Below are 21,679 nucleotides of genomic sequence, written 5' to 3' on the forward strand. Positions count from 1 at the left end.
GATCGCTCGCACCGGGTTTGTCTTACGCGTTCAGCGAGCTCTGGTCGATGACCAGACCTGGGCCCATGGTGGTGCTCAGGGTAACGCGCTTGACGTAGATACCTTTCGAGGAAGCTGGCTTGATACGCTTCAGATCAGCGATCAGGGCTTCAACGTTTTCCTTCAGCTTGCCAGCTTCAAAGCCGATTTTGCCAACGGAGGTGTGGATGATGCCGTTTTTGTCGGTGCGATAACGAACCTGACCAGCCTTGGCGTTTTTAACCGCGGTGGCTACGTCTGGAGTTACGGTACCGACTTTCGGGTTAGGCATCAGGCCGCGAGGACCCAGAACCTGACCCAGCTGACCTACAACACGCATTGCGTCCGGGGAAGCAATAACGACGTCATAGTTCAGGTCGCCGCCTTTCATTTCGGCAGCCAGATCGTCCATACCAACGCGGTCAGCGCCGGCAGCCAGAGCGGCCTCGGCAGCAGGACCCTGGGTGAAGACAGCTACACGTACGGTCTTGCCAGTGCCGTGTGGCAGCACGGTAGCGCTACGTACGACCTGGTCGGATTTACGTGGGTCAACACCGAGGTTGACAGCAACGTCGAAGGATTCGCTGAACTTCACGGTGGACAGTTCGGCCAGCAGCACTGCTGCTTCTTCGAAGTTGTAGACTTTGCCTGCTTCGATTTTCGAAGCAATGGCCTTTTGGCGCTTGGTCAGCTTAGCCATTACACACCCTCCACGTTGAGGCCCATGCTGCGAGCGGAACCGGCGATGGTACGCACGGCCGCATCCATGTCAGCAGCGGTCAGATCAGCATTTTTGGTTTTTGCGATCTCTTCCAGCTGAGCACGGGTCACAGTACCGACTTTAACGGTGTTCGGACGTGCAGAACCGCTGGTCAGGCCAGCTGCTTTCTTCAGCAGAACCGAAGCAGGGGTGCTTTTGGTTTCGAAGGTGAAGCTGCGGTCACTGTAAACAGTGATGATCACAGGAGTCGGCAGGCCGGCTTCTTGACCCTGGGTACGGGCGTTGAAGGCCTTGCAGAATTCCATGATGTTCACACCGTGTTGACCCAGTGCTGGACCAACGGGTGGGCTTGGGTTGGCCTGGCCGGCCTTTACTTGCAGCTTGATGTAAGCCTGAATCTTCTTAGCCATGAGCTACTCCAATATCGGGTACGAACGCCAGATGGCTCCCCGGATGACTTGCGTTTTATCCCAGTGACGACAAAACCCCGCAGCACATAGGGCTGCGGGGTATGGGATGCTTTGTTCGGCTAGACCTTCTCGACCTGGCTGAACTCGAGCTCTACCGGGGTAGAGCGACCGAAAATAAGCACGGCCACTTGGATCCGGCTCTTCTCGTAGTTAACTTCTTCAACGGTACCGTTGAAATCAGCAAACGGACCATCGATAACACGGACCACTTCGCCCGGCTCGAACAGAGTCTTCGGCTTCGGCTTGTCGCTGCCATCGGCAACGCGACGCAGAATGGCCTCGGCTTCCTTGTCGGTGATCGGTGCAGGCTTGTCTGCAGTACCACCGATGAAGCCCATGACGCGAGGCGTGTCCTTGACCAAGTGCCAAGTCCCTTCGTTCATGTCCATTTGGACCAGCACATAACCTGGGAAGAACTTACGCTCGCTTTTGCGCTTCTGGCCATTGCGCATCTCAACCACTTCTTCAGTGGGGACCAGAATTTCGCCGAAGCCATCTTCCATGCCAGCCAGCTTTACGCGCTCGATCAGCGAGCGCATGACATGCTTCTCGTAACCCGAGTAAGCATGCACAACGTACCAACGCTTAGCCACGGGACACCCTTAGCCAACAATCAAGGAAATCAACCAACCCAGCAGGGAGTCGAGACCCCACAGCAGCAACGCCATCACCAGGACAACCGCCACTACGATGAGCGTGGTCTGCGTGGTTTCTTGGCGGGTTGGCCATACGACTTTACGAATCTCGGTGCGAGCTTCCTTTGCCAGCGCAAAGAACGACTTGCCTTTGGCGGTCTGCAGGGCAACAAAGCCAGCTACAGCAGCAAGGGCAAGCAGTGCAAGTACGCGGTACAGAATCGGCGAAGCAGAGTAATACTGGTTACCCACAACACCAACGACTACCAAAGCGACAACAGCCAGCCACTTGAGCAGATCAAAACGAGAGTCTTGGGCTTCAGCCTTGGGAGTCATCTAGGAAGATCCTGTTAAAAGAAAGCCAGACACACGAGGTGAATCTGGCAGGTCAGGAGGGAATCGAACCCCCAACCTACGGTTTTGGAGACCGTCGCTCTGCCAATTGAGCTACTGACCTAAAAGCTTATCAGGCCGACCATTATGCCGGCCTGATCGAGAGAAATCAACTACTTATTCGATAATCTTCGCTACTACGCCAGCGCCGACGGTACGACCGCCTTCACGGATAGCGAAACGCAGACCGTCTTCCATCGCGATGGTTTTGATCAGGGTAACAGTCATCTGAATGTTGTCACCTGGCATTACCATTTCAACGCCTTCTGGCAGCTCGCAGTTACCAGTCACGTCAGTAGTACGGAAGTAGAACTGTGGACGGTAGCCTTTGAAGAACGGAGTGTGACGGCCGCCTTCTTCTTTGCTCAGAACGTAAACTTCTGCGGTGAACTTGGTGTGCGGCTTGACCGAACCTGGCTTGACCAGAACCTGGCCACGCTCAACGTCGTCACGCTTGGTGCCGCGCAGCAGCACGCCGCAGTTCTCGCCAGCACGACCTTCGTCCAGCAGCTTGCGGAACATCTCAACACCGGTGCAGGTGGTGGTGGTGGTGTCACGCAGACCAACGATTTCCAGGGCGTCCTGAACGCGGACGATACCACGCTCGATACGACCGGTAACAACGGTACCACGACCCGAGATCGAGAATACGTCTTCGATTGGCATCAGGAACGGCTTGTCGATAGCGCGCTCAGGCTCTGGGATGTAGCTGTCCAGAGTCTCAACCAGCTTCTTGACAGCGGTGGTGCCCATTTCGTTGTCGTCTTTGCCTTCCAGCGCCATACGAGCCGAACCGATGATGATCGGGGTGTCGTCGCCTGGGAAGTCATAGGTGGACAACAGGTCGCGAACTTCCATCTCGACCAGTTCCAGCAGCTCAGCGTCGTCTACCAGGTCAGCCTTGTTCAGGAAGACCACGATGTACGGAACGCCAACCTGACGGGACAGCAGGATGTGCTCACGGGTTTGTGGCATCGGACCATCGGCGGCCGAGCAAACCAGGATCGCGCCGTCCATCTGGGCAGCACCGGTGATCATGTTCTTCACGTAGTCAGCGTGACCTGGGCAGTCGACGTGAGCGTAGTGACGAATGTTCGAGTTGTACTCGACGTGTGCGGTGTTAATGGTGATACCGCGAGCTTTCTCTTCTGGAGCGCTGTCGATCTTGTCGAATTCAACGACGGCCGAACCGAAAACTTCGGAGCAGACGCGGGTCAGTGCCGCAGTCAGCGTGGTCTTGCCATGGTCAACGTGACCAATGGTGCCGACGTTTACGTGCGGCAGACTACGATCGAACTTTTCCTTAGCCATCGAGACAATCCTCAGCAATAAGAAACAAGCAAGTCAATATGACCATTAAAACAAAGGCAGATATTTTCATATCTGCCTTGTTATATGGAGCTCTTGAGCGGATTTGAACCGCTGACCTCACCCTTACCAAGGGTGTGCTCTACCAACTGAGCTACAAGAGCGTAACACTGTGCAACAACAGCAAACCTGGAGCGGGTAGCGGGAATCGAACCCGCATCATCAGCTTGGAAGGCTGAGGTTCTACCACTAAACTATACCCGCGGAGCTTGCGGCTCTCGCTAAAACTGGTGGAGGGAGAAGGATTCGAACCTTCGAAGCTCTCGCAACGGATTTACAGTCCGTCCCCTTTGACCGCTCGGGAATCCCTCCAGAATTGGCCGGCATTCTATTCAGATACCGATCAAGTGTCAAGCGTTTTTTCAAATTTTTTCAATCAAATCTGAAACTTAGCTGCTTTGACACCGCTTCCAGCTCTACCACCTCAGTGGTGTTCCCTGTGAAGCGGGCGCCATTCTATCAAGCTATTCGCCAGTTGCAATACCCTCGCACAACATTATTTTATGTTTTAAGTCTTTGAAATCATGGGAAAGTGTCCCGAGCACGGTTTGGTCCAGCAAACGCTGGCTCTGGGGCGCAATCTGCAACCACAAACCCGTGCTGTCCCCCAGGCGGCCGGTCACTGGAGCAGCAGCGATATCCAGGGTCAGCAAGCGCTGACGCAGCGCTTTTAGCTGATCCTGGCCCACCAAGCCACCTACATAGAGGCACTCCTGGCCACGCTCGGGCGCAGTTTTACCCTTGCTCGACTCGCTCAGCAGACGAATATCCTGCTGATTTCCCTTGTACAGCGACAACGGCGCCACTTCCTTGGCCTTCAACGGCGCTTCCTGCTGGTGCCAGACGTAATAAAAGACGTTGAGCACCACCAACAACAGAAACAACCAACGCATAGGCACCTCAATCCAGGGGACAAGCCATGGCCAGGCCAACAAATACCAGGTCCGGAACCACCCGGGCCTGTGGAGCGGCCTTTTGCACCAGGAGCGCATCGCCCCCGGTCAGCAACACAGTGAAATCATCACCCCACAACTCATGGGCATGCTCAAGCTGCGAGCGGACAAAGCCCTGAAGCATGTGCACGCAGCCACGCTCTACCGCCTCGACGGTAGAACGCCCAGGGGCAAGGCTCGACAGTGCGCGCTCAGCGGAGGCATCGTCATAGCGGATGCGTCGGGTGTGGGTACGCAGCTGGCTACGCATCAACGGCATGCCCGGGCAGATGAAGCCACCCAGGTGCTCGCCGTCGGCCGAAACGAAGTCAGCCTTGGCCGCCGTACCGAAATCCATCACCAGACACGCGCCACGGGCCAAGTGAAAGCCGCCCAGCACCGCAAGCCAGCGATCCAGGCCGAGGCGCTGGTAATCTTCATAGCCATTGCGTACGCCAGCGACCTCCCTGGCAGGCTGAGCCACCACGACGCTCAAGCCAAAATGCTGGGCGAGCAGCGCCGAAAGGCCAGCGGTCTCCTCCTCACTTCTGACACTGACCAGGCGGCAGCGCCGGGGCGCTGCAGGGAGCGCCGCGACGGCAGCCACCAGGGCCTGATCGGAGTCCACAATGCCGCCGGCAACAACGGCGCCCTCAGTAGCGCTGATGACTCGCCACTTGATAAAGCTGTTGCCACAATCGAGCTCAAGAATCATCACGCAACCTCAAACTGAGCTCACCACCGCTAAAGCTCTTTTCAACACCATCGACCTCGAGGCGCAGCGCCCCTTGCCGGTCAATGCCTAGAACAATTCCGTCAATCCGGTTGACTCCGGCAATCAAGGACACCGCAGCCCCCTGCCACAGATGGGATTGTTCCCACTCGGCCTGGAACGCGGCGAATCCGGATTGCCGATGGCGCTGCAGATCCTGCTGCAGGTTCTGACTGAGCGCAGCCACCAGTTTATTACGATCGACTGCCACCCCTGTCTCACGACGCACTGACGTCCACAACTGATCGATCTGCTCGTTGACCTGCATGTTGACGTTGATACCAATCCCCAGCACGACGTGACAGACGTCCGCAGGATCTCCGACCAACTCCAGGAGGATACCGGCGATCTTCTGATTGTTTACCAGAACATCATTCGGCCATTTCAGTCCCGCGCCGGCAACACCAAAGGCCTGCAGTGTACGCATTACCGCCAGGCCAACCACTAGGCTCAGACCTTCCAGCTGGCGCATGCCGCCTTCAATACGCAGCACCAGGCTGTAATAGAGGTTTTCCGCGAATGGGCTGACCCACTGACGACCGCGTCGGCCGCGCCCCGCCGCCTGACGCTCAGCCAGCACCAGGAACGGCGCAGCCTGGCCTTCGCTGATTGAGCGCAGGGCCTGGGCATTGGTCGAGTCGATGGATTCGAATATCAATACTGGCCATTGTTCGCCCTGGGAAAGCTCGGCTATGGCCGATTCTTCCAGCAACGACAACGGCGTGGCCAACTGGTAGCCGCGGCCACGGACTTTATGAATGGGCAGGTTCAGCTCAGCCTCAAGAAGCTGTAATTGCTTCCAGACAGCGGCGCGACTGACGCCCAAGGCTGCGCCCAGGTCTTGCCCGGAATGGAACCGGCCATCCTTGAGGAGCTTCAACAACTTCAGCATGCCAATCTCGACTCACAATGAGGAGGGCATGATAGCCATGCAGGTGGGGATTGCATAGAAAACTGAGCTGTAGGAATGGCCCTCTGTGGTCATCGCCCACAGAGGAAACAGCCAGAAAGACAAAACCCCTACCTGCAGATGCAGATAGGGGTTTCGGAATTTAATCTTGACGATGACCTACTCTCACATGGGGAAACCCCACACTACCATCGGCGATGCATCGTTTCACTGCTGAGTTCGGGATGGGATCAGGTGGTTCCAATGCTCTATGGTCGTCAAGAAATTCTGTTGCCAGAAGGTCTTGTTAGACACTCCAGCGAATCGGGTATGTGATGTTTGTGAGTTACAAATCTTCGGCTGTGCAGTCTTCACAACACCGCAATCTGGCTTTCGCTCAAATTGCTTGGGTGTTATATGGTCAAGCCTCACGGGCAATTAGTATTGGTTAGCTCAACGCCTCACAGCGCTTACACACCCAACCTATCAACGTCGTAGTCTTCGACGGCCCTTCAGGGAGCTCAAGGCTCCAGTGAGATCTCATCTTGAGGCAAGTTTCCCGCTTAGATGCTTTCAGCGGTTATCTCTTCCGAACATAGCTACCCGGCAATGCCACTGGCGTGACAACCGGAACACCAGAGGTTCGTCCACTCCGGTCCTCTCGTACTAGGAGCAGCCCCTCTCAAATCTCAAACGTCCACGGCAGATAGGGACCGAACTGTCTCACGACGTTCTAAACCCAGCTCGCGTACCACTTTAAATGGCGAACAGCCATACCCTTGGGACCGGCTTCAGCCCCAGGATGTGATGAGCCGACATCGAGGTGCCAAACACCGCCGTCGATATGAACTCTTGGGCGGTATCAGCCTGTTATCCCCGGAGTACCTTTTATCCGTTGAGCGATGGCCCTTCCATACAGAACCACCGGATCACTAAGACCTACTTTCGTACCTGCTCGACGTGTCTGTCTCGCAGTCAAGCGCGCTTTTGCCTTTATACTCTACGACCGATTTCCGACCGGTCTGAGCGCACCTTCGTACTCCTCCGTTACTCTTTAGGAGGAGACCGCCCCAGTCAAACTACCCACCATACACTGTCCTCGATCCGGATAACGGACCTGAGTTAGAACCTCAAAGTTGCCAGGGTGGTATTTCAAGGATGGCTCCACGCGAACTGGCGTCCACGCTTCAAAGCCTCCCACCTATCCTACACAAGCAAATTCAAAGTCCAGTGCAAAGCTATAGTAAAGGTTCACGGGGTCTTTCCGTCTAGCCGCGGATACACTGCATCTTCACAGCGATTTCAATTTCACTGAGTCTCGGGTGGAGACAGCGCCGCCATCGTTACGCCATTCGTGCAGGTCGGAACTTACCCGACAAGGAATTTCGCTACCTTAGGACCGTTATAGTTACGGCCGCCGTTTACCGGGGCTTCGATCAAGAGCTTCGCGTTAGCTAACCCCATCAATTAACCTTCCGGCACCGGGCAGGCGTCACACCCTATACGTCCACTTTCGTGTTTGCAGAGTGCTGTGTTTTTAATAAACAGTCGCAGCGGCCTGGTATCTTCGACCGGCATGGGCTTACGGAGCAAGTCCTTCACCCTCACCGGCGCACCTTCTCCCGAAGTTACGGTGCCATTTTGCCTAGTTCCTTCACCCGAGTTCTCTCAAGCGCCTTGGTATTCTCTACCCAACCACCTGTGTCGGTTTGGGGTACGGTTCCTGGTTATCTGAAGCTTAGAAGCTTTTCTTGGAAGCATGGCATCAACCACTTCGTCGCCTAATGGCAACTCGTCATCAGCTCTCGGCCTTAAGATCCCGGATTTACCTAAGATCTCAGCCTACCACCTTAAACTTGGACAACCAACGCCAAGCTGGCCTAGCCTTCTCCGTCCCTCCATCGCAATAACCAGAAGTACAGGAATATTAACCTGTTTTCCATCGACTACGCTTTTCAGCCTCGCCTTAGGGACCGACTAACCCTGCGTCGATTAACGTTGCGCAGGAAACCTTGGTCTTTCGGCGTGGGAGTTTTTCACTCCCATTGTCGTTACTCATGTCAGCATTCGCACTTCTGATACCTCCAGCAAGCTTCTCAACTCACCTTCACAGGCTTACAGAACGCTCCTCTACCGCATCACCTAAGTGATACCCGTAGCTTCGGTGTATGGTTTGAGCCCCGTTACATCTTCCGCGCAGGCCGACTCGACTAGTGAGCTATTACGCTTTCTTTAAAGGGTGGCTGCTTCTAAGCCAACCTCCTAGCTGTCTAAGCCTTCCCACATCGTTTCCCACTTAACCATAACTTTGGGACCTTAGCTGACGGTCTGGGTTGTTTCCCTTTTCACGACGGACGTTAGCACCCGCCGTGTGTCTCCCATGCTCGGCACTTGTAGGTATTCGGAGTTTGCATCGGTTTGGTAAGTCGGGATGACCCCCTAGCCGAAACAGTGCTCTACCCCCTACAGTGATACATGAGGCGCTACCTAAATAGCTTTCGAGGAGAACCAGCTATCTCCGAGCTTGATTAGCCTTTCACTCCGATCCACAGGTCATCCGCTAACTTTTCAACGGTAGTCGGTTCGGTCCTCCAGTCAGTGTTACCTAACCTTCAACCTGCCCATGGATAGATCGCCCGGTTTCGGGTCTATACCCAGCGACTAAACGCCCTATTAAGACTCGCTTTCGCTACGCCTCCCCTATTCGGTTAAGCTCGCCACTGAATATAAGTCGCTGACCCATTATACAAAAGGTACGCAGTCACCTAACAAAGTAGGCTCCCACTGCTTGTACGCATACGGTTTCAGGATCTATTTCACTCCCCTCTCCGGGGTTCTTTTCGCCTTTCCCTCACGGTACTGGTTCACTATCGGTCAGTCAGTAGTATTTAGCCTTGGAGGATGGTCCCCCCATATTCAGACAAAGTTTCTCGTGCTCCGTCCTACTCGATTTCATGACTAAGAGATTTTCGCGTACAGGGCTATCACCCACTATGGCCGCACTTTCCAGAGCGTTCCGCTAATCTCAAAGCCACTTAAGGGCTAGTCCCCGTTCGCTCGCCACTACTAAGGGAATCTCGGTTGATTTCTTTTCCTCAGGGTACTTAGATGTTTCAGTTCCCCTGGTTCGCCTCTTGCACCTATGTATTCAGTACAAGATACTCAGCTTATGCTGAGTGGGTTCCCCCATTCAGAGATCTCCGGATCAAAGTCTGTTTGCCGACTCCCCGAAGCTTATCGCAGGCTACCACGTCTTTCATCGCCTCTGACTGCCAAGGCATCCACCGTATGCGCTTCTTCACTTGACCATATAACCCCAAGCAATCTGGTTATACTGTGAAGACAACATTCGCCGAAAACTTGTAATGACTCACAAATTTTACCTTAGCCTGAACACACACCAGTGAAAGTGCTGTCCAGTCTATCTTTCTATCACATACCCAAATTTTTAAAGAACGATTCTGAAAAAGTTCAGAAATCAATATTCGATCCGAATATTCATTTCTAAGCTTTGACGTAAGGTGGTGGAGCCAAGCGGGATCGAACCGCTGACCTCCTGCGTGCAAGGCAGGCGCTCTCCCAGCTGAGCTATGGCCCCGTATTGCTACAGGCTGCACCACATGTAATTGGTGGGTCTGGGCAGATTCGAACTGCCGACCTCACCCTTATCAGGGGTGCGCTCTAACCAACTGAGCTACAGACCCAATCGTCTTCTTCAATGAATCAAGCAATTCGTGTGGGAGCTCATAAGACAGCTGATGTCTGTCGATTAAGGAGGTGATCCAGCCGCAGGTTCCCCTACGGCTACCTTGTTACGACTTCACCCCAGTCATGAATCACACCGTGGTAACCGTCCTCCCGAAGGTTAGACTAGCTACTTCTGGTGCAACCCACTCCCATGGTGTGACGGGCGGTGTGTACAAGGCCCGGGAACGTATTCACCGCGACATTCTGATTCGCGATTACTAGCGATTCCGACTTCACGCAGTCGAGTTGCAGACTGCGATCCGGACTACGATCGGTTTTGTGAGATTAGCTCCACCTCGCGGCTTGGCAACCCTCTGTACCGACCATTGTAGCACGTGTGTAGCCCAGGCCGTAAGGGCCATGATGACTTGACGTCATCCCCACCTTCCTCCGGTTTGTCACCGGCAGTCTCCTTAGAGTGCCCACCATAACGTGCTGGTAACTAAGGACAAGGGTTGCGCTCGTTACGGGACTTAACCCAACATCTCACGACACGAGCTGACGACAGCCATGCAGCACCTGTGTCAGAGTTCCCGAAGGCACCAATCCATCTCTGGAAAGTTCTCTGCATGTCAAGGCCTGGTAAGGTTCTTCGCGTTGCTTCGAATTAAACCACATGCTCCACCGCTTGTGCGGGCCCCCGTCAATTCATTTGAGTTTTAACCTTGCGGCCGTACTCCCCAGGCGGTCAACTTAATGCGTTAGCTGCGCCACTAAAATCTCAAGGATTCCAACGGCTAGTTGACATCGTTTACGGCGTGGACTACCAGGGTATCTAATCCTGTTTGCTCCCCACGCTTTCGCACCTCAGTGTCAGTATGAGCCCAGGTGGTCGCCTTCGCCACTGGTGTTCCTTCCTATATCTACGCATTTCACCGCTACACAGGAAATTCCACCACCCTCTGCCCTACTCTAGCTTGCCAGTTTTGGATGCAGTTCCCAGGTTGAGCCCGGGGATTTCACATCCAACTTAACAAACCACCTACGCGCGCTTTACGCCCAGTAATTCCGATTAACGCTTGCACCCTCTGTATTACCGCGGCTGCTGGCACAGAGTTAGCCGGTGCTTATTCTGTCGGTAACGTCAAAATACTCACGTATTAGGTAAGTACCCTTCCTCCCAACTTAAAGTGCTTTACAATCCGAAGACCTTCTTCACACACGCGGCATGGCTGGATCAGGCTTTCGCCCATTGTCCAATATTCCCCACTGCTGCCTCCCGTAGGAGTCTGGACCGTGTCTCAGTTCCAGTGTGACTGATCATCCTCTCAGACCAGTTACGGATCGTCGCCTTGGTGAGCCATTACCTCACCAACTAGCTAATCCGACCTAGGCTCATCTGATAGCGCAAGGCCCGAAGGTCCCCTGCTTTCTCCCGTAGGACGTATGCGGTATTAGCGTTCCTTTCGAAACGTTGTCCCCCACTACCAGGCAGATTCCTAGGTATTACTCACCCGTCCGCCGCTGAATCGAAGAGCAAGCTCTTCTCATCCGCTCGACTTGCATGTGTTAGGCCTGCCGCCAGCGTTCAATCTGAGCCATGATCAAACTCTTCAGTTCAATACTGCTTGGGTTTTGAGAAAACCCTAAACTTGGCTCAGCAATCTCAAATGACCTACCTTCAAATCTTTCGATTTTCGTGTAGCCACTTGTGATGCTGATAATCTTTTTGACTATCAGTCTGAGCTCACAAGCACCCACACGAATTGCTTGATTCAGTTGTTAAAGAGCGGTTGGTTAAGAGCTTTTCGTCTCAACCGAGGCGCGCATTCTACGCTTTCCTCAGAGCCTGTCAAGCGTTTATTTTGAAGTTTTTCAGAATTTCTCTTTCAACTTCAACCACTTGACTCGCTGCGATCTCTCGTCAGCGGGAGGCGAATTCTACAGCGTTTCAAACCGCTGTCAACTGCCTTTTTCACCGCTGTCGATCTTTCGACCGAAGCCCTTCCTGATGACCCTGGAACCGCTAACCCATTGAAACTCAAGGAGTTTTCAGTTCCGACTGCGCCGGAAGTGGGGCGAATTATAGAGAGATCTGCAGGGGCGTCAAGGACTTATTTCAACTTTGTTTCAGAAGGGGCGGTTTGGCTATAAGTAGCAAGCTTCAAGCTGCAAGTAAAAGCAGAGGCACTGCGCTCAACTTGTAGCTTGCAGCTTATAGCTTGCCGCTACCGCCTACTCAGCCTTGAGGGTAACCCGGGCAAATGCCTTCTTGCCCGCCTGGCATACATGGGTCGCGCCAAGTGCAAACATGAAATCACGATCAACCACCGCACCGTCGACCTTCACCGCGCCGCCATTGAGCAGATCCCGCGCCATCGCCGAGTTCTTCACCAGACCCGCGCGGTTCAACACGGCAGCGATCGGCAAGCCTTCAGCCGCAGAGACCTCAACCTCAGGCAGATCCTCCGGCAACTCGCCCTCTTTCATACGGTTACCTGCCGCGCGGTGAGCATTGGCGGCAGCCTCCTCGCCATGGAAGCGGGCAACGATCTCTTCCGCCAGCTTGATCTTAATGTCACGCGGGTTTGCGCCATTGGCGACATCGGCACGCAACTGCTCGATCTCTTCCATGGAACGGAAGCTCAGCAGCTCGAAGTAACGCCACATCAAGGTGTCAGGAATCGACACGAGCTTGCTGTACATCACCCCAGGGGCTTCCTGGATGCCGACATAATTGCCCAGGGACTTGGACATCTTCTTCACGCCGTCGAGCCCTTCGAGCAGCGGCATGGTCACGATGTTCTGTGCTTCCTGACCGTAAGCACGTTGCAGCTCGCGCCCCATCAGCAGGTTGAACTTCTGGTCGGTACCGCCGAGCTCGACGTCGCACTTGAGTGCCACCGAGTCATAACCCTGCACCAGCGGATAGAGGAACTCATGGATCGCGATCGGCTGGTTGGTGGTGTAGCGCTTGTCGAAGTCGTCGCGCTCGAGCATGCGCGCCACGGTGTACTGCGACGCCAGGCGAATGAAGTCGGCCGGGGTGAGCTTGTCCATCCAGGTGGAGTTGAACGCGACTTCGGTCTTGGCCGGGTCGAGAATCTTGAACACCTGCTGTTTATAGGTCTCGGCGTTATCCAGTACCTGCTCGCGGGTCAGCGGCGGACGGGTAGCGCTCTTGCCGCTCGGGTCACCGATCATGCCGGTGAAGTCGCCAATCAGGAAGATCACCTGGTGACCCAGGTCCTGGAACTGGCGCAGCTTGTTGATCAGGACGGTATGCCCCAGGTGCAGGTCAGGCGCAGTCGGGTCAAAACCCGCCTTGATCCGCAGCGGCTGCCCGCGCTTGAGCTTCTCGACCAACTCGGACTCGACCAGTACCTCTTCCGCTCCACGCTTGATCAGCGCTAGCTGCTCTTCAACCGACTTCATAACAGACCCGTAAGGCTCAGATTCAAAGGGACCCAACCATACAAGATCAGCCATCAAATACAAGTTTTTGCCCCGAGTGTGACCTCGAAGCCGACTGATGACGTCTGCGCGCTTGCGCTGAAGGGGATTTGGTTATATTTTATACAGTTATTTCATCTTCATCATGTCATTCATCTTTTCCACTTCATCTATTTCAAAGTCAATTCATCTATGACCAACGAACCGCCTAAAGCGCCCCCGCTTTATCCGAAGAGCCACCTGTTGGCCGCCAGCGGCATCGCCGCCTTACTCAGCCTGGCCTTGCTGGTGTTCCCATCCAGCGAGGTCGAAGCCAAGAAAACCACCCTGAACCTGGAGCTGGAAAGCCCGGCAGAGCAACTCAAGCAGGAACAGGACGCCCCACTTACCCAGAACACCGACGCCGCCCCCTCGCCGTTTGCGCAGATCGACAACAGCGCCGCAGCAACCGAGGAAACCGCCAAGACCGAGTCTGCGCCCGCCGCTGCCGAAGCCGCGCCAGCCAAGGACCCAAGCCACCGCGAAGTCACCGTGAGCCGTGGCGATACCCTGTCGACCCTGTTCGCCAAGGTCGGCCTGCCGGCCACCGCTGTGCATGAAGTGCTGGCCAGTAACAAGCAGGCCAAGCAGTTCAGCCAGCTCAAGCATGGCCAGGTACTGCAGATCGAACTGGACAAGGACGGTCAGCTGGCCAGCCTGCACAGCAAGCTCAGTGATCTGGAAACCATTCGCCTGACCAAGAGCGCAAACGGTTACGCGTTCAACCGTGAAATCAGCAAGCCCGTGGTGCGCTCGGCCTATGTACATGGCGTGATCAAGAGTTCGCTGTCGGCCTCGGCCCAGCGTGCCGGCCTGAATCACAACCTGACCATGGATATGGCGCGCATCTTCGGGTATGACATCGACTTCGCCCAGGATATCCGCCAGGGCGACGAGTTCGACGTGATCTATGAACAGAAGGTCATGAACGGCAAGGTCGTCGGTACCGGCAATATCCTCTCTGCCCGCTTCACCAACCGCGGCAAGAGTTTCACCGCAGTGCGCTACACCAACAAGCAGGGCAACACCAACTACTACACCGCCGACGGCAACAGCATGCGCAAGGCGTTCATCCGCACTCCGGTTGATTTCGCCCGCATCAGCTCGCGCTTCTCGGCTGGCCGCAAGCACCCGATCCTGAACAAGATCCGCGCGCACAAAGGTGTCGACTACGCAGCACCACGCGGCACACCGATCAAGGCGGCCGGTGACGGTAAAGTGCTGCTGGCAGGCCGCCGCGGCGGCTACGGCAACACCGTGATCATCCAGCACGGTAACCGCTACCAGACCCTGTACGGGCACATGCAGGGCTTCGCCAAGGGCGTGAAGACCGGCGGCACCGTCAAGCAAGGGCAAATCATCGGCTACATTGGCACCACCGGCCTGTCTACCGGCCCGCACCTGCACTACGAGTTCCAGGTCAACGGCGTCCACGTCGACCCGCTCGGGCAGAAGTTGCCAATGGCTGATCCGATCGCCAAGGCCGAGCGCCAGCGTTTCCTGCAGCAAAGCCAGCCACTGGTCGCGCGCATGGACCAGGAAAAGGCCACTCTGCTTGCTTCGAGCAAGCGTTAAGCAATGCCGCTCTATCTGGGTGTGATGTCCGGGACCAGCCTCGATGGCCTGGACATCGCCTTGATCGAACAGGAGCAGCAACTCACGCTGCTCGCCACCCATTACATCCCCATGCCCGCCGACCTGCGCCAGGACCTGCTGGCCCTGTGCGCCAGCGGGCCGGACGAGATTGCCCGCGCCGCCCTGGCCGAAAACCGCTGGGTGCAGCTTGCCGCCGAAGGTATCCAGCACCTGCTGGCCGCGCGCAACCTCACGCCCGAGGCCATTCGCGCCATCGGCAGTCACGGCCAGACCATCCGCCACGAACCGGCGCGCGGCTTTACCGTACAGATCGGCAACCCGGCGCTGCTGGCTGAGCTTACCGGCATCAGCGTGGTCAGCGACTTCCGTCGCCGTGACGTTGCCGCCGGCGGCCAGGGCGCTCCCCTGGTACCGGCCTTTCACGAAGCCCTGTTCGCCCATCAGGGCCAACGCCTGGCGGTGCTCAATGTCGGTGGCTTCAGCAATCTGAGCCTGATCGAACAGGACAAACCAGTCAGCGGCTTCGACTGCGGGCCGGGTAACGTGCTGCTCGATGCCTGGATTCAGCAGAAACAAGGGCACAGCTATGACGCCAATGGTGCCTGGGCGGGCACCGGCCAGGTTATCCCAGGCCTGCTCGCCTCGCTGCTGAGCGATCCGTTCTTCGCAGGCAGCGGCCCGAAAAGTACCGGCCGCGAAGTGTTCAACCTGCTTTGGCTCAATCAGCACCTGGCCCCTCAGCCAAGCCTTCGGGATGAAGACGTGCAGGCCACCCTGCTGGAACTGACCGCCCGTAGCATCGTCAGCTCGCTGCAAGCGGCACAGAATGATACCCAGGCACTGCTGGTCTGCGGCGGCGGCGCCCACAATAGCGTGCTGATGCAGCGCCTGGCAGCCCTGCTGCCCAATGCCCGGGTCAGCAGCACTGCCGCTTGCGGGATCGACCCTGACTGGGTTGAGGCCATGGCCTTTGCCTGGCTGGCCCACTGCTGCCTGCAGCGCATCCCCGCCAACCGCCCCAGCGTCACCGCTGCCCGTGGCCTGCGGGTACTGGGCGCGATCTACCCGGCATAACTCGCAGACAGCAAAACGCCGCGCATCAGCGCGGCGTTTGCGGTACTGCCCTGGCGATCAGATCGAGAACGAAGAGCCGCAACCACAGGTCGTGGTGGCGTTCGGGTTCTTGATAACGAAACGCGAGCCTTCCAAGCCTTCCTGGTAATCCACCTCGGCTCCTGCCAGATACTGGAAACTCATCGGATCGACAACCAGAGCCACGCCTTCGCGCTCGACGATGGTGTCGTCTTCGGCAACGTCTTCATCGAAAGTGAAACCGTACTGAAAACCCGAGCAACCGCCGCCGGTCACGAAAACTCGCAACTTCAGGCGATCATTGCCTTCTTCATCGACCAGGGTCTTCACCTTGTGCGCTGCACCCTCAGTGAACTGCAATGCCACAGGGGTGAAGGATTCGACGCTCATGCTGACTATCTCCCGGCGCTATGCCGCCATAATGCGTGATGACGCGCATTATCCGCTTCTCCGAGAAAAGCGGTCAACAATACAAAAGCTGCAAGAGGTGCGCCGCAAGCTATAAGCGGATCGCGTGCACCTTTTACTTGCAGCTTGAAAGCTGGCGTTTACGGAAGCAGACCGGCGTGGGAAAGCCCCATGCGCTCGTCCAGGCCAAAGAGGATGTTGAGGTTCTGTACCGCCTGCCCCGACGCGCCCTTGACCAGGTTGTCGATCACCGACAACACCACCACCAGGTCGCCGCCTTGTGGACGGTGCACGGCAATTCGGCAGACGTTGGCACCGCGCACGCTGCGGGTTTCCGGATGGCTGCCGGCCGGCATTACGTCGACGAACGGTTCATCGGCGTAGCGTTTTTCAAACAGCGCCTGCAGATCGACCGAGGTATCGGCGACGGTTGCATACAGGGTCGAATGGATACCGCGGATCATCGGGGTCAGGTGCGGCACGAAGGTCAGTCCGACATCACCACCCGCCGCCCGGCGCAGGCCCTGGGTGATTTCCGGCAGGTGACGGTGCCCCTTGACCGCATAAGCCTTCATGCTTTCGCCCGCCTCACAGAACAGCGAGCCCACCGCCGCGCCACGGCCGGCGCCGCTGACCCCGGATTTGCAGTCGGCGATCAGCCGCGAGGCGTCGGCGATACCGGCTTCGAGCAGCGGCAGGAAGCCCAGCTGGGTAGCGGTTGGGTAGCAACCCGGTACGGCGATCAGGCGTGCCTGGCGAATTTGCTCGCGATTGACTTCAGGCAGGCCGTAGACCGCGTCCTTGAGCAGCTCGGGCGCGCCGTGCGGCTGGCCGTACCACTTGGCCCACTCATCGGCGTCCTGCAGGCGGAAGTCGGCGGAAAGGTCGATGACCTTGGTGCCCGCGGCCAGCAGCTCGCCGGCCAGGGCGTGGGCGACACCGTGCGGGGTGGCAAAGAACACTACGTCGCAGGCGGCCAGGGTCTTCACGTCCGGCACGCTGAAGGCCAGGCCGTCGTAGTGGCCTCGCAGGTTCGGGTACATATCGGCAACCGCCAGACCAGCTTCGGAACGCGAGGTGATCACTGCCACCTCGGCCTGTGGATGCTGTGCCAACAGACGCAGCAGCTCGACCCCGGTGTAACCCGTGCCGCCAACGATACCGACCTTGACCATAACGCGTGCCCCTTATCAACGAACCATCAGGAAAGCCCACGATAATAGGGGCGCTGAAACACGCCCACAACTGTTGCGATGGCTCGCCGGGCCCCTTGCCTCTACTATCTGACCACCGTGAACCCTGAAGGAACTCAACCCCATGCTTTTTCTCTGGATCAAAGCGCTGCATATCGTCAGCGTGGTCTGCTGGTTTGCCGGCCTGTTCTACCTGCCGCGCCTGTTCGTCTATCACGCACAAAGCCAGGACAGCATCAGCCAGGAACGCTTCGTGATCATGGAGCGCAAGCTCTACCGCGGCATCATGCTGCCGGCGATGGTCGCCAGCCTGGTCTTCGGCATCTGGCTGCTGAGCCTGACCCCGGGCTTCATGAGCCAGGGCTGGATGCACGCCAAGCTCACCCTGGTGGTGCTGCTGATCGGTTACCACCATATGTGCGGCGCACAGCTCAAGCGCTTCGCCCGCGGCGAAAACACCCGCAGCCACGTGTTCTACCGCTGGTTCAATGAAGTGCCGGTGCTGGTCCTGCTGGCCGTGGTAATTCTGGTGGTGGTCAAACCGTTCTAACCTAAACCCATACTCAGCCTCGGGAAACCTGCCATGTCATTGCCTGCCCTGCTCGAACAACGCTTGCGCCTGCCGGTGGTAGCGGCGCCGATGTTTCTGATCTCCAATCCGCAACTGGTACTGGCCTGTTGTGCCAACGGGGTGGTCGGCAGTTTCCCGGCCCTGAACCAGCGCGACAGCGCCGGCTTCAAGGCCTGGCTGGAAGAAATAGAAACGGGCCTGGCGGCCCTCGACAAACCTGCACCCTATGCCGTCAACCTGATCGTGCACCAGAGCAACCCGCGTCTGCAGGCGGACCTGGCGCTGTGCGTCGAGCACAAGGTGCCGATCGTCATCACCAGCCTAGGGGCGGTGAAGGAACTGGTCGATGCCGTGCACAGCTATGGCGGCCTGGTGTTCCATGACGTGACCACCCGCCGGCATGCCGAGAAAGCCGCCGAGGCCGGTGTCGACGGTCTGATTGCCGTAGCCGCGGGCGCCGGCGGCCACGCTGGCACCTGGAGCCCGTTCGCCCTGGTCGCCGAGATTCGCCAGTTCTTCCACAAGACCTTGCTGCTGGCCGGTTGCATAAACCGTGGCCAGGAAATCCTCGCCGCGCAGTTGCTGGGCGCTGACCTCGCCTACCTGGGTACGCGCTTTATCGCCACCCACGAGAGCCAGGCGCCGGGGCCTTACAAAGAAATGATGCTTGAAGCCAAGGCAGCCGATATCATCCACACCGCTGCGGTTTCCGGGGTGCCTGCCAGCTTCATGCGCCAGAGCCTGGAAAACGCCGGTTTCGACATGGCCGCCCTGCGCAGCCACACCGAGACCAAGCTCAAACCCATCGACGACGAGGCCAAGGCCTGGAAGACCGTCTGGTCTGCCGGACAAGGTGTCGGTGCCATCGACCAGCTCTGCTCGGTCGAGCAACTGATTACCCGCCTGGATACCGAATACCGCCAGGCGCACGCCTCGGCCACAGCCCTTGGCCATCGCTGGCCGGGATGACTCACGCTTTATCACGGCAAAGGAAGCCCGCATGTATGACACCCTGACTCTCGCCAACTCGAGCAAACCCAAGGTCATGAGCCTGGAAGGGCGAATTGGCCGCGTGCGCCTGCTGGCCTGGAGCCTGGTCTTGTTCGCTGCGACCATCGGCGGCATTTGCCTGGTGGCCTTGCTGTCCAGTTCAATGTCGCTGGACCTCGGCGGTCTGATGATGATCGGCCTGTTGTCGGCACGGATCCTGAGCATGCTGTTCATCGTCCAGCGCCTGCACGACCTGAACTGGAGCGGCTGGTTCTGCTGGCTGTCGATCCTGCCATGGGTCGGCAACTTCTTCATCCTGGTGCTGGTACTGATGCCCGGCACGCGTGGCAGCAACCGCTTCGGTGCGCCGCCAGTGCCCAACAACAACGCAGTGGTGATCCTGGCCTGGCTGTGGCTGGTCCTGGTTGCCGGGCTTGCATACGTCACTGTCACCCGCCCCGGCATCTAGACACGCCACGGGTAGCAGCACTCCGGGCCCGGCACCTGTAAACTGCGCACTTTGGCCACCCTTCCCGACTGGAGAACTGCATGACCCGTTACGCCATGATCACCGGTGCCTCCAGCGGCTTGGGCCTGGCACTGGCCGAGGCGCTGGCACGTCGGGGACGCAATTTGATCCTGGTGGCCCGACAGCGCGACCCGCTGGAAAGCATCGCCATCGAGCTGACCCAGCGGTTTGGCATCGAAGTGCTGTTTCGTGCCTGCGACTTGGGCGAGCCGTTGCGGTTGTCGGGGTTCCTGCTGGAGCTGGAAGAAAGCGAGCGGCACATCGACTTGCTGGTCAACTGCGCCGGCATTCGCTCCTACGGGCACTTTCTGGCCCAGGAATGGAGCGATGAGCAGGACCTGATCGAGGTGAACATCCTCGCCCTGACCCGCCTCTGCCACGCCCTTGGCAATGCCATGGCGGTTCAGGGCGGCGGGCAGATACTCAACGTCGCTTCGCTTGCCGCCTTCGCGCCCGGCCCGTGGATGAGCAGCTACGCAGCAAGCAAAGCCTATGTGCTGCACTTTTCCGAAGGCCTGCGCGAAGAGCTCAAACGCACCGGCATCAAGGTTTCGGTGCTGTGCCCAGGCCCGGTGCGTTCGCCGTTGCGGCGTATCCCGCGGCTGGAAAACGGCCAACGCAGCCTGAGCCCGGAAGAAGTCGCGCTGTATACCGTACGCGCCCTGGACAAGAACCGCGCATTGATCATCCCCGGCCGGCGCAACCGCTGGCTGGCCTTCAGCCCGCGCTGGCTATCGCGCTGGCTGGCACGCAAGCTGGCCGGCGCCATCAACCAGGCCTATTGCCCGCGCTAGTTGTACAGGGCTGGGCGCAAGCGTCTGGCCTGCGTACACTCAAGTCCGATTACCCTCATGGAGCAGCCGTAGTGGATACTCTGTTTACCAAGATCATCAACCGGGAAATCCCGGCCAAGATCATCTACGAGGACGACCAGGTTCTGGCCTTCCACGATATCGCCCCGCAGGCACCGGTACATTTTCTGGTCATCCCGAAAAAACCGATCCGCACCCTCAACGATCTGACCGAAGAAGACAAGGGCCTGGCCGGGCACATCCTGTTCACTGCCCAGCGGCTGGCCAAGGAACTGGGCTGCGAAGACGGCTTTCGCGTGGTCATGAACTGCAATGAGCTGGGTGGGCAGACCGTCTACCACATTCATATGCACGTGCTTGGCCAGCGTCAGATGCACTGGCCACCGGGCTGATCCAGGGCAAGCCCCGGCATCGCGATTGGGGTAAACTGTCGGGCACATTCTTGCGGAGGTGCCCGATGGCTACCGAACGTCACTATTCCCCGCTCGACCGCTTGTTGCTGCAGGCCGACACCGCCATGCGCACCTTGCTGCCCTTCAGCGGCCAGCCTTCCCGGCCGTCGCCGGCGATCATCCAGCCGGATGTCACCCTCGACGAAACCCAGACCCGCCATGTGGCCGGGCTCATGCGTATCAACCATACCGGTGAAGTCTGTGCCCAGGCGCTGTACCAGGGCCAGGCCCTGACCGCCAAGCTGCCCCAGGTTCGCAAGGCCATGGAGCACGCCGCCGAGGAAGAAATCGACCACCTGGCCTGGTGCGAGCAGCGCATTCGCCAGCTCGGCAGCCACCCCAGCGTGCTCAACCCGCTGTTCTACGGTATGTCCTTCGGCATCGGCGCCCTCGCTGGCCTGGTCAGCGACAAGGTCAGCCTGGGTTTTGTCGCCGCCACCGAGCATCAGGTGTGCAAGCACCTGGACGAACACCTGGAGCAAATCCCGGCCGAGGATGAAAAATCCCGGGCGATTCTTGAGCAGATGCGCATCGACGAAGAGCAACATGCCGAATCGGCCCTGGATGCTGGCGGCTTCCGCTTCCCGGCACCGGTCAAGTTCGGCATGAGCCTGATGGCCAAGGTCATGACCAAAAGCACTTATCGTATCTAGGACCAC

The 21,679-nt window shown here is 57.7% G+C and carries 19 protein-coding genes, 6 tRNA genes and 3 rRNA genes; 8 read left to right on the forward strand and 20 right to left on the reverse strand.

Translation table 11 applies throughout. The features are described from left to right. Positions 1 to 22 precede the first annotated feature (22 nt). The 18 genes from rplA to tyrS form a co-directional block, all read right to left on the reverse strand. Entirely contained in the window at positions 23 to 718 is a 696-nt protein-coding gene (gene rplA / locus LOY54_RS24705; protein WP_045202241.1) for a 50S ribosomal protein L1, read from the reverse strand. After that, a complete protein-coding gene (gene rplK, locus LOY54_RS24710) occupies positions 718 to 1,149 on the reverse strand; it encodes a 50S ribosomal protein L11 (protein WP_010220295.1) in 432 nt (143 codons plus the stop codon). Before rplK ends, rplA begins: the two co-directional genes overlap by 1 nt. 119 nt (positions 1,150 to 1,268) lie before the next feature. Continuing rightward, positions 1,269 to 1,802 (reverse strand): transcription termination/antitermination protein NusG, encoded by a 534-nt coding sequence (gene nusG / locus LOY54_RS24715; RefSeq protein ID WP_010220294.1) that lies wholly within the window; start codon positions 1,800 to 1,802, stop codon positions 1,269 to 1,271. 9 nt (positions 1,803 to 1,811) lie between these two features. After that, complete coding sequence (gene secE, locus LOY54_RS24720) at positions 1,812 to 2,180, reverse strand: preprotein translocase subunit SecE (protein WP_045202238.1); 369 nt, start codon at positions 2,178 to 2,180, stop codon at positions 1,812 to 1,814. Between the two features lie 45 nt (positions 2,181 to 2,225). After that, positions 2,226 to 2,301, reverse strand: a tRNA-Trp gene (locus LOY54_RS24725). A 53-nt stretch (positions 2,302 to 2,354) separates the two neighbouring features. Next, positions 2,355 to 3,548, reverse strand: coding sequence for an elongation factor Tu (gene tuf / locus LOY54_RS24730; RefSeq protein WP_010220303.1), 1,194 nt, complete (start codon positions 3,546 to 3,548; stop codon positions 2,355 to 2,357). A gap of 85 nt (positions 3,549 to 3,633) precedes the next feature. After that, positions 3,634 to 3,709 (reverse strand) — tRNA-Thr (locus LOY54_RS24735). Between the two features lie 26 nt (positions 3,710 to 3,735). Next, positions 3,736 to 3,809, reverse strand: a tRNA-Gly gene (locus LOY54_RS24740). Between the two features lie 24 nt (positions 3,810 to 3,833). After that, positions 3,834 to 3,917: transfer RNA gene (locus tag LOY54_RS24745), tRNA-Tyr, on the reverse strand. A gap of 152 nt (positions 3,918 to 4,069) precedes the next feature. Beyond that, positions 4,070 to 4,498, reverse strand: a complete 429-nt coding sequence (locus tag LOY54_RS24750; RefSeq protein ID WP_045202405.1) for a hypothetical protein — start codon at positions 4,496 to 4,498, stop codon at positions 4,070 to 4,072. Between the two features lie 7 nt (positions 4,499 to 4,505). After that, complete coding sequence (locus LOY54_RS24755) at positions 4,506 to 5,252, reverse strand: pantothenate kinase (RefSeq protein ID WP_258608272.1); 747 nt, start codon at positions 5,250 to 5,252, stop codon at positions 4,506 to 4,508. Continuing rightward, positions 5,242 to 6,201, reverse strand: coding sequence for a bifunctional biotin--[acetyl-CoA-carboxylase] ligase/biotin operon repressor BirA (birA, locus tag LOY54_RS24760; RefSeq protein WP_258595105.1), 960 nt, complete (start codon positions 6,199 to 6,201; stop codon positions 5,242 to 5,244). Before birA ends, LOY54_RS24755 begins: the two co-directional genes overlap by 11 nt. Positions 6,202 to 6,365: 164 nt before the next feature. Further along, positions 6,366 to 6,481 (reverse strand): 5S ribosomal RNA (gene rrf / locus LOY54_RS24765). Between the two features lie 134 nt (positions 6,482 to 6,615). Beyond that, positions 6,616 to 9,506 (reverse strand): 23S ribosomal RNA (locus LOY54_RS24770). Between the two features lie 214 nt (positions 9,507 to 9,720). Continuing rightward, positions 9,721 to 9,796: transfer RNA gene (locus LOY54_RS24775), tRNA-Ala, on the reverse strand. 29 nt (positions 9,797 to 9,825) lie between these two features. After that, positions 9,826 to 9,902 (reverse strand) — tRNA-Ile (locus LOY54_RS24780). A gap of 66 nt (positions 9,903 to 9,968) precedes the next feature. Then, positions 9,969 to 11,505: ribosomal RNA gene (locus tag LOY54_RS24785) — 16S ribosomal RNA — on the reverse strand. The 16S, 23S and 5S rRNA genes sit together here with 2 tRNA genes alongside, the layout of an rRNA operon. Positions 11,506 to 12,120: 615 nt before the next feature. Then, a complete protein-coding gene (tyrS, locus tag LOY54_RS24790) occupies positions 12,121 to 13,320 on the reverse strand; it encodes a tyrosine--tRNA ligase (protein ID WP_045199348.1) in 1,200 nt (399 codons plus the stop codon). Positions 13,321 to 13,530: 210 nt separating this feature from the next. On the opposite strand from tyrS, the gene LOY54_RS24795 reads away from it, so the two are divergent. Both LOY54_RS24795 and LOY54_RS24800 read left to right on the forward strand, forming a co-directional pair. Further along, entirely contained in the window at positions 13,531 to 14,952 is a 1,422-nt protein-coding gene (locus LOY54_RS24795) for a peptidoglycan DD-metalloendopeptidase family protein (RefSeq protein WP_258608274.1), read from the forward strand. A gap of 3 nt (positions 14,953 to 14,955) precedes the next feature. Beyond that, positions 14,956 to 16,047, forward strand: a complete 1,092-nt coding sequence (locus tag LOY54_RS24800; protein ID WP_258608283.1) for an anhydro-N-acetylmuramic acid kinase — start codon at positions 14,956 to 14,958, stop codon at positions 16,045 to 16,047. 57 nt (positions 16,048 to 16,104) lie between these two features. On the opposite strand, the gene erpA is transcribed toward LOY54_RS24800, so the two are convergent. Then, entirely contained in the window at positions 16,105 to 16,455 is a 351-nt protein-coding gene (gene erpA, locus LOY54_RS24805; RefSeq protein ID WP_010221479.1) for an iron-sulfur cluster insertion protein ErpA, read from the reverse strand. A gap of 158 nt (positions 16,456 to 16,613) precedes the next feature. Further along, positions 16,614 to 17,648 (reverse strand): N-acetyl-gamma-glutamyl-phosphate reductase, encoded by a 1,035-nt coding sequence (gene argC, locus LOY54_RS24810; protein WP_213603112.1) that lies wholly within the window; start codon positions 17,646 to 17,648, stop codon positions 16,614 to 16,616. A 142-nt stretch (positions 17,649 to 17,790) separates the two neighbouring features. On the opposite strand from argC, the gene hemJ reads away from it, so the two are divergent. From hemJ to coq7, 6 genes are all read left to right on the forward strand, one after another. Continuing rightward, positions 17,791 to 18,216, forward strand: a complete 426-nt coding sequence (gene hemJ / locus LOY54_RS24815) for a protoporphyrinogen oxidase HemJ (RefSeq protein WP_258608285.1) — start codon at positions 17,791 to 17,793, stop codon at positions 18,214 to 18,216. A 33-nt stretch (positions 18,217 to 18,249) separates the two neighbouring features. Next, a complete protein-coding gene (locus LOY54_RS24820; protein WP_258608287.1) occupies positions 18,250 to 19,206 on the forward strand; it encodes a nitronate monooxygenase family protein in 957 nt (318 codons plus the stop codon). Between the two features lie 31 nt (positions 19,207 to 19,237). After that, positions 19,238 to 19,696: a DUF805 domain-containing protein gene (locus LOY54_RS24825; protein WP_258608288.1), complete on the forward strand. Its 459-nt coding sequence runs from the start codon at positions 19,238 to 19,240 to the stop codon at positions 19,694 to 19,696. An 80-nt stretch (positions 19,697 to 19,776) separates the two neighbouring features. Then, positions 19,777 to 20,550 (forward strand): SDR family oxidoreductase, encoded by a 774-nt coding sequence (locus LOY54_RS24830; protein WP_258608289.1) that lies wholly within the window; start codon positions 19,777 to 19,779, stop codon positions 20,548 to 20,550. A gap of 71 nt (positions 20,551 to 20,621) precedes the next feature. Further along, positions 20,622 to 20,960 carry a histidine triad nucleotide-binding protein gene (locus tag LOY54_RS24835; RefSeq protein WP_045199336.1) on the forward strand — a complete coding sequence of 113 codons (339 nt, stop codon included), beginning with the start codon at positions 20,622 to 20,624 and terminating at the stop codon, positions 20,958 to 20,960. 65 nt (positions 20,961 to 21,025) lie between these two features. Continuing rightward, positions 21,026 to 21,673, forward strand: a complete 648-nt coding sequence (gene coq7, locus LOY54_RS24840; RefSeq protein WP_045199333.1) for a 2-polyprenyl-3-methyl-6-methoxy-1,4-benzoquinone monooxygenase — start codon at positions 21,026 to 21,028, stop codon at positions 21,671 to 21,673. The last annotated feature ends 6 nt before the right edge of the window (positions 21,674 to 21,679 follow it).

This window comes from Pseudomonas sp. B21-032 (assembly GCF_024748965.1).
Classification (GTDB): domain Bacteria; phylum Pseudomonadota; class Gammaproteobacteria; order Pseudomonadales; family Pseudomonadaceae; genus Aquipseudomonas.

Bases quoted from the DNA above. Each gene is read 5' to 3' on its own strand.
- rplA (WP_045202241.1), bottom strand. From the start codon at position 718: ATGGCTAAGCTGACCAAGCGCCAAAAGGCCATTGCTTCGAAAATCGAA.
- rplK (WP_010220295.1), bottom strand. From the start codon at position 1,149: ATGGCTAAGAAGATTCAGGCTTACATCAAGCTGCAAGTAAAGGCCGGC.
- secE (WP_045202238.1), bottom strand. From the start codon at position 2,180: ATGACTCCCAAGGCTGAAGCCCAAGACTCTCGTTTTGATCTGCTCAAG.
- tuf (WP_010220303.1), bottom strand. From the start codon at position 3,548: ATGGCTAAGGAAAAGTTCGATCGTAGTCTGCCGCACGTAAACGTCGGC.
- LOY54_RS24750 (WP_045202405.1), bottom strand. From the start codon at position 4,498: ATGCGTTGGTTGTTTCTGTTGTTGGTGGTGCTCAACGTCTTTTATTAC.
- LOY54_RS24755 (WP_258608272.1), bottom strand. From the start codon at position 5,252: ATGATTCTTGAGCTCGATTGTGGCAACAGCTTTATCAAGTGGCGAGTC.
- birA (WP_258595105.1), bottom strand. From the start codon at position 6,201: ATGCTGAAGTTGTTGAAGCTCCTCAAGGATGGCCGGTTCCATTCCGGG.
- tyrS (WP_045199348.1), bottom strand. From the start codon at position 13,320: ATGAAGTCGGTTGAAGAGCAGCTAGCGCTGATCAAGCGTGGAGCGGAA.
- LOY54_RS24795 (WP_258608274.1), top strand. From the start codon at position 13,531: ATGACCAACGAACCGCCTAAAGCGCCCCCGCTTTATCCGAAGAGCCAC.
- LOY54_RS24800 (WP_258608283.1), top strand. From the start codon at position 14,956: ATGCCGCTCTATCTGGGTGTGATGTCCGGGACCAGCCTCGATGGCCTG.
- erpA (WP_010221479.1), bottom strand. From the start codon at position 16,455: ATGAGCGTCGAATCCTTCACCCCTGTGGCATTGCAGTTCACTGAGGGT.
- argC (WP_213603112.1), bottom strand. From the start codon at position 17,648: ATGGTCAAGGTCGGTATCGTTGGCGGCACGGGTTACACCGGGGTCGAG.
- hemJ (WP_258608285.1), top strand. From the start codon at position 17,791: ATGCTTTTTCTCTGGATCAAAGCGCTGCATATCGTCAGCGTGGTCTGC.
- LOY54_RS24820 (WP_258608287.1), top strand. From the start codon at position 18,250: ATGTCATTGCCTGCCCTGCTCGAACAACGCTTGCGCCTGCCGGTGGTA.
- LOY54_RS24825 (WP_258608288.1), top strand. From the start codon at position 19,238: ATGTATGACACCCTGACTCTCGCCAACTCGAGCAAACCCAAGGTCATG.
- LOY54_RS24830 (WP_258608289.1), top strand. From the start codon at position 19,777: ATGACCCGTTACGCCATGATCACCGGTGCCTCCAGCGGCTTGGGCCTG.
- coq7 (WP_045199333.1), top strand. From the start codon at position 21,026: ATGGCTACCGAACGTCACTATTCCCCGCTCGACCGCTTGTTGCTGCAG.